This window comes from Mediterraneibacter sp. ICN-202921 (assembly GCF_037890075.1).
GTDB classification, from domain to species: domain Bacteria; phylum Bacillota; class Clostridia; order Lachnospirales; family Lachnospiraceae; genus Mediterraneibacter; species Mediterraneibacter massiliensis.
The window spans coordinates 229,952-246,992 of the sequence record NZ_JBBKBE010000001.1 but is presented as its reverse complement, the minus strand read 5'-3'; the positions used below and the strand labels follow the sequence as shown (position 1 = coordinate 246,992).

Annotated in this window: 11 protein-coding genes; 9 read left to right on the top strand and 2 right to left on the bottom strand. The window is 43.8% G+C overall.

Going from position 1 to position 17,041, the window contains the following annotated elements; genetic code table 11:
• The first annotated feature begins 6 nt into the window (after positions 1-6).
• The 9 genes from WKT01_RS01180 to ftsH all read left to right on the top strand — a co-directional run bounded on the left by WKT01_RS01180 (position 7) and on the right by ftsH (position 14,748).
• Positions 7-657: a vitamin B12 dependent-methionine synthase activation domain-containing protein gene (locus tag WKT01_RS01180; protein WP_117974161.1), complete on the top strand. Its 651-nt coding sequence runs from the start codon at positions 7-9 to the stop codon at positions 655-657.
• Positions 654-3,041 (top strand): homocysteine S-methyltransferase family protein, encoded by a 2,388-nt coding sequence (locus WKT01_RS01175; RefSeq protein WP_117974163.1) that lies wholly within the window; start codon positions 654-656, stop codon positions 3,039-3,041. Before WKT01_RS01180 ends, WKT01_RS01175 begins: the two co-directional genes overlap by 4 nt.
• A 134-nt stretch (positions 3,042-3,175) precedes the next feature.
• A complete protein-coding gene (locus tag WKT01_RS01170) occupies positions 3,176-4,687 on the top strand; it encodes a 4Fe-4S dicluster domain-containing protein (protein WP_059069710.1) in 1,512 nt (503 codons plus the stop codon).
• A 32-nt stretch (positions 4,688-4,719) separates the two neighbouring features.
• Positions 4,720-7,359 (top strand): alanine--tRNA ligase, encoded by a 2,640-nt coding sequence (gene alaS, locus WKT01_RS01165; protein ID WP_340311320.1) that lies wholly within the window; start codon positions 4,720-4,722, stop codon positions 7,357-7,359.
• Between the two features lie 126 nt (positions 7,360-7,485).
• Positions 7,486-7,662: a 30S ribosomal protein S21 gene (gene rpsU, locus WKT01_RS01160; protein WP_004054229.1), complete on the top strand. Its 177-nt coding sequence runs from the start codon at positions 7,486-7,488 to the stop codon at positions 7,660-7,662.
• 105 nt (positions 7,663-7,767) lie between these two features.
• On the top strand, positions 7,768-8,304 hold the full coding sequence (locus tag WKT01_RS01155; RefSeq protein ID WP_059069706.1) for a putative ABC transporter permease: 537 nt from the start codon (positions 7,768-7,770) through the stop codon (positions 8,302-8,304).
• Between the two features lie 287 nt (positions 8,305-8,591).
• Positions 8,592-9,926: an NADP-specific glutamate dehydrogenase gene (gene gdhA, locus WKT01_RS01150; RefSeq protein WP_059069704.1), complete on the top strand. Its 1,335-nt coding sequence runs from the start codon at positions 8,592-8,594 to the stop codon at positions 9,924-9,926.
• A gap of 342 nt (positions 9,927-10,268) precedes the next feature.
• Positions 10,269-12,881, top strand: a complete 2,613-nt coding sequence (locus WKT01_RS01145) for a cation-translocating P-type ATPase (protein ID WP_059069702.1) — start codon at positions 10,269-10,271, stop codon at positions 12,879-12,881.
• Between the two features lie 31 nt (positions 12,882-12,912).
• Complete coding sequence (gene ftsH / locus WKT01_RS01140; protein WP_059069701.1) at positions 12,913-14,748, top strand: ATP-dependent zinc metalloprotease FtsH; 1,836 nt, start codon at positions 12,913-12,915, stop codon at positions 14,746-14,748.
• A gap of 41 nt (positions 14,749-14,789) precedes the next feature.
• Here the strand turns inward: ftsH and WKT01_RS01135 are convergent, their stop codons facing one another.
• Positions 14,790-15,548 carry a type 1 glutamine amidotransferase gene (locus WKT01_RS01135; RefSeq protein ID WP_117974169.1) on the bottom strand — a complete coding sequence of 253 codons (759 nt, stop codon included), beginning with the start codon at positions 15,546-15,548 and terminating at the stop codon, positions 14,790-14,792.
• Positions 15,545-16,906: a Mur ligase family protein gene (locus WKT01_RS01130; protein WP_059069697.1), complete on the bottom strand. Its 1,362-nt coding sequence runs from the start codon at positions 16,904-16,906 to the stop codon at positions 15,545-15,547. The genes WKT01_RS01135 and WKT01_RS01130 overlap by 4 nt, the downstream gene beginning before the upstream one ends.
• Between the last annotated feature and the right edge of the window lie 135 nt (positions 16,907-17,041).

The window sequence follows — 17,041 nt, the reverse complement described above, 5'->3', positions numbered from 1 at the left end:
GTGCGAATGGATAAGAAGGTCAGAGAGGCCATACGTTATCTGGGTTTTGGCAGAAATGCGGTAGATGATCAGACTCTTGCGATGATTTCAGATTCCTTCCGGGAACTGAAACAGGCGGCAGACCCTAAATCCATCTATCGTATTTTTGATTTTAAGCAATACAGTGACACTAAGATTATGGCAGGAAATTTAAAAATAGAAAGTAGGAATTTGGGGAAGAATTTAAAAGGCTGTGAACAGGTTATATTTTTTGGTGCAACTTTGGGGACGGGAGTGGACACGCTGCTTCGCAGATATACCATTGCGGATATGGCGAAAACAGTTGTCCTGCAGGCCTGTGCGGCTGCTATGCTGGAAGAATACTGTGATATGTGTCAGGAAAAGATCGGGGAGGCATTGCGAAAAGAAAACAAATATCTGCGTCCACGTTTTAGTCCGGGATACGGAGATTTTGGCATGGAATACCAAGAAGCTCTGATCCGAATGTTGGATTGTGCAAAGCGGATCGGGCTTACTATGACAGGAGGAGCTATGATGGTACCTACAAAATCTGTTACAGCTGTTATAGGGGTCAGTCCCACAGAAGAAAAGTGCCATATAAAGGGCTGCGAGTCCTGCGAGAAAAAAGATTGCATCTACAGAAGGGATACAGAATGATAAAAGAACGTTTAGGAAGAGAACTGTTATTTTTTGATGGAGGAATGGGAACGCTTCTGCAAGAAGAAGGCCTGTTCCCGGGAGAATTGCCGGAGACTTGGAATCTGACGCATCCTGAAGTGATCCGGAAGATACATAGAAAGTATATCGAGGCAGGCAGCGATATCATACTGACAAATACATTTGGCGCGAATGCTCTAAAATTTCATGATGAGACATTTTCTTTGAAAGAAATCGTAGAGAGTGCAGTTTCTCATGTACAAGCAGCGGCAGAATCTGTCGGGAGGAAGATCTATACAGCATTAGATATAGGACCTACGGGAAAACTCTTAAAGCCCATGGGGGACTTGAGTTTTGAAGAAGCATATGCAGCTTTTAGGGAAGTAGTTCTGTATGGAAGAGAAGCCGGTGTGGATGTGATCCATATTGAGACGATGAGTGATACATATGAGATGAAAGCGGCAGTACTTGCGGCGAAAGAAAATACATCGCTCCCCGTCTTCGTGACAACGATTTTTGATGAAAGAGGAAAGTTGCTGACCGGTGCGGATGTCCCTTCCGTTGTCGCATTGCTGGAAGGACTTAGAGTGGATGCGCTGGGGATTAATTGCGGCATGGGGCCGAGACAGATGAAGCCGATCCTGGATACGATACTGCGGTATACATCTCTTCCGGTGATCGTGAAGCCAAATGCGGGTCTTCCAAGACAGAAGGATGGAAATACATATTATGATGTGAGTCCGCAGGAATTTGCCGACGTTATGGTTAAGATTGTTGAAAAAGGTGCTGCGGCGGTAGGGGGATGCTGCGGTACGACTCCGGAACATATCCGAGCGATGACAGATGCTTTAAGGGGAAAAAGCTTAAGACCGGTGGAAAAGAAAAATTTTACAGTAGTTTCCTCCTACGGACAGGCTGTTTTTTTAGATAAAGGATCCAAGATTATCGGGGAGCGTATCAATCCGACCGGGAAGAAAAAGTTTAAACAGGCTTTAAAAGATCATGATCTGGATTATATTTTGAAAGAAGGCATCATGCAGCAGGAGAAAGGAGCGCATATCCTGGATGTAAATGTGGGATTGCCGGATATTGATGAGCCGGCGATGATGAGAGAGGTCGTAGAAAGTCTGCAAAGTATCACAAGTCTCCCTCTCCAGATAGATACAGTCGATATAGAAGCGCTTGAGACAGCACTTCGTATCTATAATGGAAAGGCCATGGTCAATTCCGTCAGCGGCAAACAAGAGTCTATGGACAAAGTGTTTCCGCTGCTTGCCAAATATGGCGGCGTAGTCATTGGACTTACATTGGATGAAAAGGGGATTCCGACAGACGCACAGGGAAGAGTGGAGATTGCTGAGCGGATCATAAAAGAGGCGGCAAAATACGGGATTGAGAAAAAGGATATTGTTATCGATGCGCTTGCTATGACGATCAGTTCTGAGCCGCAGGGAGCGAAAGTAACGCTTGAGACATTGAAAAGGCTTCGGGAAGAACTGCAGGTACACACAGTGCTGGGAGTATCGAATATCTCTTTTGGACTTCCGAACCGTCCGATCATCAATGCGGCGTTTTATACCATGGCAATGCTAAATGGACTCAGCGCCGGCATTATAAATCCGGCATCTGAAGACATGATGAAATCTTGGTATGCCTATCATGCACTGCAGGATCTGGATGTGAACTGTGAAAGATATATTGAAAAATATGCAGATATGCCAAAAACATCTGCTGTGCCTGTTTTGGCCGCAGATAATATGACTTTACAGACAGCCATTGAAAAAGGTTTAAAGGAAGAAGCACATACCATCGCGGAATATCTGGCGGAGAAGGAGGATCCACTGTCTGTCATCAACACATATATGATCCCAGCTCTGGATAATGTGGGGCAGGGGTTTGAAAAAGGAAGCGTATTTCTGCCGCAGCTGTTAATGAGCGCGGAAGCGGCAAAGAGTGCTTTTGCGGTAGTAAAGGAAAAAATAGCCGAAAAGGGCGGCGCTGGTGAAAAAAAGGAAAAGATCGTCCTTGCCACTGTGAAAGGAGACATCCACGATATTGGAAAGAATATTGTGAAAGTATTATTGGAAAACTACAGTTTTGAAGTAATAGATCTTGGCAAGGATGTATCGCCGGAGAAGATCGTGGAGACGGTATGTGAAAAGAATATCCGTCTGGTAGGTTTAAGCGCGCTTATGACAACGACAGTCGTGAGCATGGAAGATACGATACAACAGTTAAGAGAAAGGGCTCCGGGCTGCAAGGTAATGGTAGGGGGCGCTGTTTTAAACAAGGAGTATGCAGACATGATCGGAGCAGATTTCTATGGAAAAGATGCTATGCAGTCTGTCTATTATGCGCAGGAAGTATTTGCAAGAACACGATAGAAAAAAGTTGTACCGTCTTTTGTACAAATAAGCGTGTTGACAATGCTTTAAGAGGGCGTTATATTTGTTAAGGGAAAAGAGAGGAAAGAAACACGCCTGCTTTGGCAGGAAGAGAGAATCAGAAGGAGGAAACTATGATGAGAGGATTGCAGACACCGGTGAGAGCGATTCGAAGACGGGTGTTTACAGAAGTTGCGAAATTGGGGTTCAAGGCGGACGCGAAGACCTTATTGGATGATATGGAATCTATACCCTATGAAATCGTAAATGACGATACAGAGAAATACAGAGAAAGTACGTATCGTTCCAGAGCGATCGTAAGAGAAAGACTGAGACTGGCAATGGGGCTCTCCCTGCGCCCGGAGAACAAGCCTGTGCACCTGACCGCAGGGGTGGAGGCGAGCAATATTTCTGAGAAATATTATGAACCGCCGCTTATGCAGGTCATTCCCTCTGCGTGTGAAAGCTGTGAGGAAAATAAATATGAGGTGAGTAATGTCTGCAAGGGGTGTCTGGCACATCCCTGTCAGGAGGTCTGCCCGCGAGATGCTATTTCTATGGTGAACGGACGCTCCTATATTGATCAGGAGAAATGTATCAAGTGCGGAAGATGTAAATCTGTCTGTCCATATGATGCGATTGCAAAGAAAGAACGGCCATGCCAGAAGGCATGTGGAGTAGGCGCGATCGTGTCAGATCAATATGGACGTGCTTTGATCGATAATGACAAATGTGTATCTTGCGGAATGTGTATGGTAAGCTGCCCGTTTGGAGCAATCTCTGATAAATCACAGATCTTCCAGCTTGCGAGAGCGCTTTCAGAAGGAGAAAAGGTTGTCGCGGAGATTGCGCCGGCATTTGTGGGGCAGTTTGGCAAGAATATCACACCGAGAAACATTAAAGCAGCTTTGCGTGAACTAGGCTTTACAGAAGTGTATGAAGTGGCTTTGGGAGCAGATATTGGTGCGATTGCCGAAGCACATCATTATGTGGATAAAGTTGTGACAGGAGAATTGCCGTTTCTTCTGACTTCCTGCTGTCCATCCTGGGCAGTGATGGCAAAGAAGTTTTTCCCGGATGTGATCGATCAGATTTCTCAGGAGCTTACTCCTATGGTCGCGACGGCGAGAACGATCAAACAGGAGCATCCGGATGCGAAGGTTGTATTTATCGGACCATGTGCGGCAAAGAAACTGGAAGCTTCCAGAAGAAGTGTGCGCAGTGATGTAGACTTTGTCGTTACGTTTGAGGAAATGCAGGCGATGTTTGATGCGAAGGGAATCGATCTGACACAGTATGAAGCGGAGTCATCCTTCCATGACGCTACCGGAGCAGGCCGCGGTTATGCCTGTGCGGGCGGCGTGGCAGAAGCAATTGAAAAATGTATCAATGAATATTATCCGGATGTGCAGGTGAATATAGAGCATGCAGAAGGGCTTGCAGAGTGTAAAAAGATCCTGACTCTGGCAAAAGCAGGCCGTATGAACGGCTGCCTGATAGAAGGAATGGGCTGCCCAGGGGGATGTATCGCGGGGGCAGGAACGAATATTCCTGTACCGGCAGCGAAAAAAGATCTTGCGGCATATGTAAAGAATTCCAGCAAGGCAATTCCGCCGAAAGAGTTGGAAGAGATCGAACTGAAATAAAATAGAAAACAAAAGAACCAGGAGGAGAAAGAATGCAGCCTTATGGAGTAAACCAGTTAAGAAAAATGTTTTTAGAGTTTTTTGAGAGCAAAGGGCACCTTGCTCTTAAGAGTTTCTCTCTAGTGCCACACAATGATAAGAGTCTTCTGCTTATTAACTCAGGAATGGCACCTTTGAAGCCTTATTTTACAGGACAGGAGATCCCGCCAAAGAAGCGGGTCACGACCTGTCAGAAGTGCATCCGTACAGGAGATATCGAAAATGTTGGGAAGACAGCGCGGCATGGTACTTTTTTTGAAATGCTGGGGAATTTCTCTTTTGGGGATTATTTTAAGAGGGAGGCGATCCACTGGTCCTGGGAATTTTTGACAGACGTGGTAGGATTGGATCCGCAGCGTTTGTATCCGTCAGTATATCTGGAAGATGATGAAGCGTTTGAAATCTGGAATAAAGAGATGGGAATCCCGGCAGAGAGGATTTTTAAATTTGGAAAAGAAGATAATTTCTGGGAACATGGTTCTGGTCCCTGCGGTCCTTGTTCGGAAATTTACTATGACAGGGGAGAAAAGTATGGGTGCGGCAGCCCGGATTGTACGGTAGGCTGTGAATGTGACCGGTACATGGAAATCTGGAATAATGTATTTACACAGTTTGATAATGATGGAAATGGACATTATTCTGAACTGGAACAGAAAAATATTGATACAGGCATGGGATTAGAACGTCTGGCTTCTGTTGTGCAAGATGTGGATTCTATCTTCGATGTAGACACGATCAAAGCCTTAAGAGATCATGTGTGTGCCCTTGCAGAGGAAGAATACGGAAAAGAGAATAAAAAGGATATATCCATTCGTGTTATCACAGACCATATCCGGTCAGTAACATTTATGATCTCCGATGGGATCATGCCTTCAAATGAAGGGCGAGGCTACGTGCTGCGCCGTCTGCTAAGGCGTGCCTGCCGCCATGGAAGGCTTTTGGATATAAAAAATGGTTTTCTGCCAGAACTGGCACAGACAGTCATCGAGGGCTCAAAAGACGGTTATCCGGAATTGGAAGAAAAGAAAGAGTTTATCTTGAAAGTAATCGCAAAGGAAGAAGAACAGTTCAATAAGACTATTGATCAAGGCCTGGGCATTCTATCTGATATGATCACGCAGATGGAGAAAGAAAAAACCGAGATCCTAAAGGGGGACGAGGCGTTTAAATTGTATGACACCCATGGGTTTCCGTTGGATCTGACAAAAGAAATTCTGGAAGAAAAGAATTTGAAAGTAGATGAAGAAGGCTTTCACACAGCAATGGAAGTACAAAGAAAGACAGCCAGAGAAACCAGAGAAGTGACTAATTATATGGGAGCGGACGTGACGGTTTATGAATCTATCGATCCGAGTATCACGAGCACATTTGTAGGATATGATCATCTTAGCTGGGAATCAGAAGTGACAGTATTGACAACGGAAGAAGAAGTGACAGAAGCTCTTTCTGACGGAGAACGAGGAACAGTTTTTGTACAGGAGACACCGTTTTATGCAGCCAGCGGAGGTCAAGAGGCAGATACGGGAACCATATGTACGGAAACAGGAGAATTTCGGGTAGAAGATACCATCAAGCTGTTAGGCGGCAAGATCGGTCATGTAGGAATTGTTACAAAGGGAATGATAAAGACCTCTGATAAAGTAACCTTAAAAGTAGACGCGCGTAAGCGTGCCCTTTCCGCACGCAATCACAGTGCGACGCATCTGTTGCAGAAAGCGCTCCGTACAGTGCTCGGTACCCATGTAGAGCAGGCGGGATCTAGTGTAAATGAGGATAGACTTCGGTTTGACTTTACCCATTTTTCAGCGGTGAAACCGGAAGAACTGAAAAAGGTAGAGCAGATTGTAAATGAGCAGATTGAAAATGCGCTGCCGGTCATCGTAAAAAATATGCCTATTGAAGAAGCAAGAAAGACAGGAGCGCAGGCTCTGTTTGGAGAAAAATACGGCGATATCGTGCGTGTGGTGGATATGGGGGGATTTTCTATTGAATTTTGCGGAGGAACCCATGTAAAAAATACCAGCGAGATCATGTCTTTCAAGATTATTTCAGAAACCGGCGTAGCGGCGGGTGTAAGAAGGATAGAGGCGCTCACGTCAAACGGGCTGATGGAGTATTATGACAGACTGGAGAAAAAGCTGAAAGAAGCAGCGCTTCTGATAAAGGCAACGCCGGAAAATCTTGCCGAAAAGATCACGCATATGATTTCGGAAAATAAGGCGCTCCATGCTGAAGTGGAAGGTTTAAAGAGCAAGATTGCGCAGAGTGCTGCCGGCGATATTCTGGATAAAGTGACAGAGATAGGCGGGGTAAAACTTCTTGCCGCTAAGATAGACGGCGTGGATATGAATGGCTTAAGAGAGTTGGGAGACCAGTTGAAAGAAAAACTGGGTGAAGGAGTGGTTGTACTTGCATCCGGCGCGGAGAATAAGGTCAGCTTGATGGCAACAGCTACAGAAGGCGCAATGAAGCAAGGCGCCCATGCCGGCAATCTGGTGAAGGCGATCGCAGGTCTTGTCGGTGGAGGCGGAGGCGGTCGTCCGAATATGGCGCAGGCAGGCGGCAAAAATCCTGCTGGGATTGAGGAAGCCCTTTCAAAAGCAACAGAAGTACTAAAAAGTCAGGTTTCTTAAGTTTTTTGAAGGAAAACAGTTGACGGAACTGAAAAATATGATATAATCTTGTGTAGTGCAATAAATATACCCGAACAGTCGTATGATGCACAATACAAGGCTGGAGGGGAGGTTAGGTGTGAGACTATGTCGAATGTAATCGTGAAAGAAAACGAGACGTTAGATAGTGCTTTACGCAGATTCAAAAGAAACTGTGCAAAGGCAGGCATTCAGCAGGAGATTCGTAAAAGAGAACATTACGAAAAACCAAGCGTTAGACGTAAGAAAAAATCTGAAGCCGCTAGAAAACGTAAATATAATTAATGATGTGCAGATAAATAGAGTGTTGTGATCCAACACTCTATTTTTGTATCATGATAGGCCCTTAAGAGCGGCTTTACCTGCTCTAAGGGAGAAGGAAGGAATATTATGTGGAATGGGGTCATTTTTGGAAGGGATGTTTATCATATCGTTATGTGGTTCCTTACATACAGTGTACTCGGATGGATCGTAGAATCTATCTATATGTCGATCTGCAACAGGAAATGGACGAACCGGGGCTTTTCAAGAGGTCCTTTTTGCCCCATATATGGGGTGGGGGCTTTAACGGTTTATTTTGTGTTGTATCCTTACAGTCATAATAAACTGCTGCTTTTCGTGTTGGGAGCAGCGCTTGCGACTTTTATCGAGTGGGTGACGGCGAAGATCATGCAGAAAATCTTTGGAGAGATCTGGTGGGATTACAAAGATAAACCTTTTAATTATAAAGGGATCTTGTGCCTGGAAAGCACCATTGCATGGGGTGTTTATACATTGGTCTTGTTTGGGATCCTGCACAGTATGGTAGAACGGATCGTAGATGGAATACCGCGCAGTATAGGAGAAAAGGCAGGTCTTCTTATTTTGTTCGTATATTTCATAGATTTTTTGACGATCGCTTATAAGGAAAGAAGAAAAATTGTATAAAAATAAAAACAAAAATGAATAAATGAAATTCAATTCCTGCAAAAATAATTTGTAAGAGGAATGAGTTCTGAGTTTTGCATAAGGCGATTTTCTATGAAAAATAATAGAAAATCACAAAAAAATCATATATATTTTATCTGAATGAAGTGATAAAGTTATAAAATAAATGAAATTTATTGTTGACAAAATTGCATTTACCTTATAGAATAGACGAGTAGATGATTCTGTCACAGATAGCAGGCAGCATTGTCTGCCGGCTATTTTGTATATTTAGGAGGTAAATAGGGATGTCATATGTAGATGAAGTAATTGATTTAGTTGTAAAAAAGAATCCGGCAGAGCCGGAATTTCATCAAGCGGTAAAAGAAGTTTTAGAATCGTTGCGTGTCGTTGTAGAGGCAAATGAAGAACAATTCCGTAGAGATGCTCTCTTAGAGAGAATGACAGAGCCTGAAAGGCAGTTGAAATTCCGTGTGCCGTGGGTAGATGACAATGGACAAGTACAGGTAAATACTGGGTACCGTGTACAGTTCAACAGCGCGATCGGACCATACAAAGGAGGACTTCGTCTGCATCCATCCGTGAACCTTGGTATTATAAAATTCTTGGGATTTGAGCAGATTTTCAAGAACTCTCTGACAGGACTTCCGATCGGTGGAGGAAAAGGAGGGTCAGATTTTGATCCAAAAGGAAAATCAGATCGGGAAGTAATGGCATTTTGCCAGAGTTTTATGACAGAATTATGTAAATATATTGGAGCAGATACAGATGTACCGGCAGGAGATATCGGAACAGGAGCCAGAGAGATCGGTTACATGTATGGGCAATATAAACGTATACGCGGGCTTTCTGAAGGAGTTCTTACAGGCAAAGGATTGAGTTACGGAGGCTCACTGGCACGTACAGAGGCGACAGGATACGGACTTTTATATCTGACAGAAGAAATGTTAAAATTAAATGGACAGGATATCAAGGGCAAGAGGATTGCCGTATCCGGCTCCGGAAACGTTGCCATTTATGCTACCCAAAAGGCACAGCAGATGGGTGCGAAGGTTGTGACAGTAAGCGATTCAAACGGCTGGGTGTATGATCCGGAAGGGATTGATGTAGAGGCATTAAAAGAGATTAAAGAAATTAAGAGAGAAAGACTGACAGAATATAAAAACTACCGTCCGAATGCACAATATCATGAAGGAAGAGGCGTGTGGTCAGTGAAAGTGGATATCGCTCTTCCATGTGCAACGCAGAATGAACTGCTGCTTGAAGATGCAAAGATGCTTGTGGCAAATGGATGTATCGCAGTAGCGGAGGGAGCAAATATGCCGACTACGCTGGAAGCGACAGAGTATCTGCAGGAGAACGGCGTTCTGTTTGCACCGGGGAAAGCTGCAAATGCAGGAGGTGTGGCAACTTCTGCTTTAGAAATGTCACAGAATAGTGAAAGATTAAGCTGGTCATTTGAGGAAGTAGACAACAGACTGCAGCGGATCATGGTGGACATCTGCCACAATATAGCAGAGGCGGCTGAGAGATATGGTTTCAAAGGAAACTATGTGATCGGTGCGAATATTGCTGGTTTTGAAAAAGTAGTAGATGCTATGAATGCACAGGGGATCGTGTAGAATACGGTTTAAATTTTTGATATGAGGAAATACTGATCATATAAATTAAGATAGGTTCCACTGTCTGAGATTATGAAAATATTGTAAACAGAATTGACAGAAGATAAAAAATGCATTATAGTATCTTTTGTAAAAGGGAGTAACTGGCGTTTATAAAAACGTTTGCGATGTCGTCAATACGATGAGTATTCATCCGTATCGTGATTAAACAGTGAGACTTTTATTGCGTTTAAGTATGCAATGAAAGTCTCATTTTTTATATGCCATAGCAAATAACACGCTGTGTTGAGTCATAAAAGTATTGCTTCCCATACTTTTTTCAGAAGAAAAGGAGGTTTCATGATGAAAAAATATTATCAGTTGTCGGGAGAGGAAACTCTACAAGACATAAACGGGCAGACAGAGCCGCTTAGCGACAGTCAGGTAAAAGAACATCAGGAAAAATACGGACCAAATGAATTGGTAGAGGGGAAAAAGAAGACGACGCTTCAGATTTTTTTAGAGCAGTATAAAGATTTTCTTGTCATCATATTGATCATAGCTGCGATCGTATCCGGATTTCTGGGAGATATAGAGAGTACAGCGGTTATTTTGATCGTTATCACAATGAATGCTGTTTTGGGAACGGTACAGACTGTAAAGGCAGAGCAGTCTCTTGCGAGTTTGAAAAAGCTTTCCGGACCAGAAGCAAAAGTATTAAGAGATGGGAATGTCATTCAGATCCCGTCTGCGGAGGTGACGGTAGGAGATAGAGTCATGCTCGACGCAGGAGACTATATTCCGGCTGATGGACGTCTGTTAGAATCAGCCAGTCTGAAGGTGGATGAAAGTGCACTGACAGGAGAAAGCCTTGGCGTTGACAAAACGATCGAACCTATACAAGGAGAAGTGCCGCTTGGAGACAGAACAAACATGGTATATTCTGGAAGTTTTGTCACATATGGAAGAGCCTCCTTTGTAGTAACAGATATAGGCATGCAGACAGAGGTAGGAAAGATTGCAAGCCTATTAAAGACGACATCAGAGAAGAGAACGCCGTTACAGATCAATCTGGATCAATTCGGGCAGAAACTTTCTATATTGATATTAGTCTTCTGTGGAATCTTGTTTGGCATCAGTGTATTTAGAGGAGACAATATCGGGGATGCTTTCTTATTCGCGGTAGCTCTCGCAGTAGCGGCGATTCCAGAGGCATTAAGCTCAATCGTCACGATCGTCCTTTCTTTTGGCACACAGAAAATGGCAAAGGAACATGCGATCATACGAAAACTGCAGGCAGTGGAAGGTCTGGGCAGTGTGTCTATCATCTGTTCTGACAAGACTGGAACTTTGACACAGAATAAAATGACAGTGGAGGATTATTATGTAGATGAGACTTGTGTGGCGGCGGATGAGATCAATACACAGAATCTTTCACATAGCAGGCTGCTTCTGGCTAGTATCCTCTGTAATGATTCTACTAATATAGATGGCGTGGAAATCGGTGATCCAACGGAGACTGCGCTGATCAATCTTGGCACTCGTCTGGGAGTCTGTCCGGAAGATGTAAGAGAAAAATATCCTCGTGAAAGTGAGAACCCATTTGACAGTGACAGAAAACTGATGTCCACCAAGCATACGATGGAAGGAAAACCGACGATGCTTGTGAAAGGGGCCGTAGATGTATTGATGGGACGCATGGAGCAGATCCAGATCGGCGCTGAAATACGTCCTATCACCGAAGAGGACAAAAAAAAGATCGAGGAGCAGAACCAGGCTTTTTCCAGATCCGGATTAAGAGTATTGGGATTTGCCTATAAAATAGTTTCAGATGAATTGGAATTATCACTGGAAGATGAATATGGATTGACATTTTTAGGCCTTGTCGCTATGATGGATCCGCCGAGAGAGGAGTCAAAGGCTGCGGTAGCTGAATGTAAGAGCGCAGGTATCCGTCCTATTATGATAACAGGCGATCATAAAGTAACGGCTGCGGCAATCGCGAAGAGAATCGGGATCCTGGAACAGGAATCGGAAGCCTGTGAAGGCGCAGAGATTGATTCTCTTTCAGATGAAGAACTGAAAGATTTTGTGGAAGGTATCTCTGTATATGCACGTGTATCACCGGAACATAAAATACGAATCGTCAGAGCATGGCAGGATAAAGGGAATATCGTCTCTATGACAGGCGACGGTGTCAATGACGCCCCGGCGCTTAAGCAGGCAGACATAGGTGTAGCGATGGGTATCACAGGAAGTGAAGTTTCCAAGGACGCTGCGGCAATGGTGCTGACAGATGACAATTTTGCTACGATCGTAAAAGCAGTGGAAAATGGAAGAAATCTTTACCGTAATATCAAAAGCGCTATCCAGTTTTTGCTGTCAGGGAATTTTGGCGCTATTCTGGCCGTACTGTATGCCTCTATTGCGGCGCTGCCGGTACCGTTCGCGCCTGTACATTTATTGTTCATCAATCTCCTGACAGACAGTCTTCCGGCGATCGCATTGGGACTGGAGCCTCATACAAAAGATGTGATGAAAGAAAAACCAAGACCGCTGAATGAATCTATTTTGACAAAAGAATTTCTGTTAAAAGTAGGAATCGAAGGGTTATCGATCGGTGTAACTACAATGATTGCCTTTATGATCGGTTATAATCAGGGCGGAAACGCATTACTTGCAAGTACGATGGCATTTGCAACATTATGCTGCGCAAGACTGTTCCACGGATTTAACTGTAAATCAGATAAACCGGTTGTCTTTACAAAAGCGGTAGGAAACAATATTTATTTGATCGGTGCATTTGTCCTTGGTATTGCGCTGATTACCAGTGTTGTCATGATCCCGGGACTGCACAGTATCTTTAAGGTGCAGACATTGACTATGACCCAGCTGTTCACAGTATATGGACTTGCAGCTTTGAACATTCCGATCGTTCAAATTTTGAAAGCAGTGAGGGCAGCGCTTTTCAAGTAAATTGCAGATAAGAGAAAAAGGAGGAAATAAAATGCAGCAAGTAAAGAAGCCAAAGAGGCCCTTATATATATATTATTTGATCGCTCTGGCTGTCCTGATCCTTTTAAACGCCCTTATTTTTCCTAAATTTATGGGACAGTCAGTGGAGACGGTAGATTATGGTACTTTTTTAAAGATGGTGGAAAATCAAAAAGTATCCAAAGTACAGATTGAAAATGAAAACATTTATTTTACAGATAAAAGTAAAGAGCCAAAATACTATGAAACAACGACATTTGACGATCCTGAATTAGTGGACCGCCTGTATGATTCAGGCTGTTCTTTTGGCAGAGTTGTGAAGGAAGAGATGAATCCGATTTTGAGTTTTATCCTTACCTGGATCGTTCCACTTCTGATATTCTGGGGATTAGGGCAGCTGCTTGCACGCCAGATGATGAAAAAAATGGGCGGAGGCGGTGCAGGCAATCCGTTCATGCAGTTTGGAAAGAGTAACGCAAAGGTATATGTGGCATCTACAACTGGCATAAAATTTGATGATGTGGCGGGAGAGGATGAGGCTAAGGAGTTGCTGACGGAGATTGTGGATTTCCTGCATAATCCGCAGAAATATCAGGAAATTGGGGCAACCTGTCCCAAAGGAGCCCTTCTCGTAGGACCTCCGGGAACAGGAAAAACACTTCTGGCAAAAGCGGTGGCCGGAGAAGCAAACGTTCCGTTTTTCTCCATATCCGGTTCTGAATTTGTAGAGATGTTTGTAGGAATGGGTGCTTCCAAGGTGCGGGATCTGTTCAAACAGGCGAATGAAAAGGCTCCCTGTATTGTCTTTATTGATGAGATCGATACAATTGGGAAGAAACGCGATAACCAGGGATTTGGCGGAAATGATGAACGAGAACAGACTTTGAATCAACTGCTGACAGAGATGGATGGTTTTGATGCTTCAAAAGGGGTGGTTATCCTTGCGGCTACAAACCGTCCGGATACATTAGATCCGGCATTGTTGCGACCGGGGAGATTTGACCGCCGGATACCTGTAGAACTTCCGGATCTAAAAGGCCGGGAAGAAATACTGAAAGTGCATGCAAAGAAGATCAAGATTGGCGATAATGTAGACTTTAATGCTATTGCGCGTGCCGCTTCCGGTGCTTCCGGCGCAGAACTTGCTAATATGATCAATGAAGCTGCGCTGCGGGCTGTCAGGGAAAATAGAAAATATGTGACCCAGGCAGACCTGGAGGAGAGTATAGAAGTAGTCATTGCAGGATACCAAAAGAAGAATAAAGTGCTTTCTACGAAAGAAAAGCTGATTGTCTCCTATCATGAGATCGGCCATGCTCTTGTGGCTGCCCTGCAGTCTCATTCCGCGCCGGTAACAAAGATTACGATCATTCCCCGTACTTCCGGTGCTTTAGGATATACAATGCAGGTAGAAGAAGGAGAGCGCAATCTGATGTCAAAGGAAGAAATACAAAACCGTATTGCTACGCTGACAGGAGGAAGATGCGCAGAAGATTTGATCTTTCACTCTATCACTACGGGTGCATCAAATGACATTGAGCAGGCAACAAAGCTGGCCAGAGCAATGGTCACAAAATATGGAATGTCGGAATATTTTGGCATGGTGGCACTGGAAACAGATGTCAATCCATATCTGGGCGGGGACAGCAGTTTAAGTTGTGCGCCGGAAACAGCGAAGACGATTGATGAGATGGTGATACAGACGGTCAAAGATGCTTACGACAAGGCAATGCATCTGCTGAAAGAAAATGAAGGAAAACTCCATGAACTTGCGAAATACCTGTATGAGAAAGAAACGATAACAGGAGAGGAATTCATGGAAATATTGGAGAAGAAAGAACAAATATAAGAAATAGACCGCCGTCACGAAGAAGTGACGGCGGTTGCTTTTTACGTATGCCGTTTAATGGTTTCTTTTAAGACATACTTTTTATCACTGTATCTGTCTACGATATATTGATTGGCAGCATGTTCGAGTTCATCCGGCAGAGGAGAAAGTGTTACATCGGGACCGTATTTGCGTTTTAGCGCTCGTTCCAGCAGATAATCGCATACATGCGGGTTTTTAGGGAGTAGAGGACCGTGCAGGTAAGTGGCGATCACATTTTTATAGACAACTCCCTCATAACCGGATTTTCCGGTATTCCCCAGGCCATAGAAGACTTTTCCGAAAGGTGTATGATCTTTGATATATGTGCGGCCTCCGTGATTTTCAAAACCTACTACAGGCGTATCAAACAGAGGACTGTTAAGAACGATATTTCGTATCAGACGTTCAGGCTGCCATTCTGTGGTAATATCCAGAATAGAAAGTCCCTGGATCGTCTTTTTATCTGTTTTGTAATATTTTCCAAGAAGCTGATAGCCGCCGCAGACAGCCAGAACAACGCCGTTATCTTCTACGAATTTCTGGAAGTCATCCCGGATATCTAGTAAATAATTGCAGACGATTTCTTGTTCCCGATCAGAACCTCCGCCTAAGAGGACGATGTCAAGATTTTGAAAGTCGATCGGATCTCCGGACAGAAAAGGGATGACTTCTGCTTCTATGCCGCGCCATTCAAGGCGTTTGCGGAAACATTGGATATTTCCCCGATCACCGTATAGATTCAACAGATCAGGATATAAGTGTCCAATTGTCAGTTTCATGAAAGTGCGCCTCCTTCCGTTTCTTTTTCCAGAGCAGTGAGCAAATGGTTCGTCCGGTAGAGACCGGAATAATTTACGATCACATAGAGATTTTTTGTACCGTTTTCTGCACGGTCTAAAATAGCGGTACGCAGATCCGTAGTAGAGTCACAGGGAATGCCTTCATACTTCAAACGAAGTCCCATATCGTGCCTGCGGGTACCTGCAGTCGTAATAGACTGCGCATGGCTGTTACAAAGATATTGAAAGTCTACGTCCCACAACCAAGAAATATCCTCTCCATCTTGGTAAGTATCGTTTATCTGTATGATGATGTCTTTTGGCTTATCATCTTTTAATACAAGAGATACCTTCTGCTGGAAACCGATTGGATTTTTGGCAAGATGAAGCTGTACCCGGGCTCCTTTGATGGTAAAAATACTCTCACGGTTATTACCATAGTCAAACGCTTCGATCATAGATTTAAAATCTTGATAGCCTGCCCCTAGAGTCTTCAATGCCGTATAGGCAGAGAGGGTATTATATATATTGTAAGGTGTCCGTACAGTGGAATGAATAGAGAGCCCATCCATATCAAAAGAATATATTTCATCATGGAAAACAATATTTTCAGCAGTGTGATCTGGTACGGGACGCTTCCATCCGCAGTTTGCGCAATGATAGATGCCAAGCTGTCCATAGTGGAAAAAATCATAGTGCAGTTTCTTTCCACAGTTACGGCAGAAAATACTTTCTCGTATTTCGGAACGGGAAATATCGTCAAAAATCTGTTCATTGATGCCATATGTGACAAAGGGGTTCCCACTCTTTTCTGCAAGAGAATAGGAGAGGATATCGTCACAGTTGATGATCAGCGTGGTGTCTGGAACACTTGTTACGGCAGTCAACAATTTGTTGTAGGTGATGTCTACTTCACCGAAACGATCCAGCTGGTCTCTGGAGATATTTGTCAGGAGGGCGCAGTCTGGCTTGAGCTTTGGCAAAACGCCCACAGAGGCAATCTCATCTACTTCGATACAGGCATAGTCTGCGTCCAGCAGACCGTGGCGGTCTGTAGAGAGCACAAAGGCAGAAATAATTCCATTTAGCATATTCGCTCCAGTGCGATTGATGATGACCTTTTTATCTTCTGCTTTTAATGCCTGATAAAGGATTGCATTGGTGGTAGTTTTTCCGTTTGTTCCCATTGTGACAATGATTTTTTCACGGATCTGACCGGATAATTCGGTTAAAATATCCGGGTCGATAAGACGGGCAACGTATCCGGGAAGTGTTACGCCGCTTCCTCGATTTAATTTTTTGATCAGAGTGCTCGTCCCTTTTGCACATTTGATAGCTAATTTACTTCTTAATCTCATACTTATAACCCAACTTTTTATCTATACTTGTATTTTATTAAATACCTGTATTATTATAAGGGAAAAGGCCATAGAAAACAAGGAGTTATTGTGTTAGAATAACAAGGAAATAGAAATAAAAACGGCAGAATACTT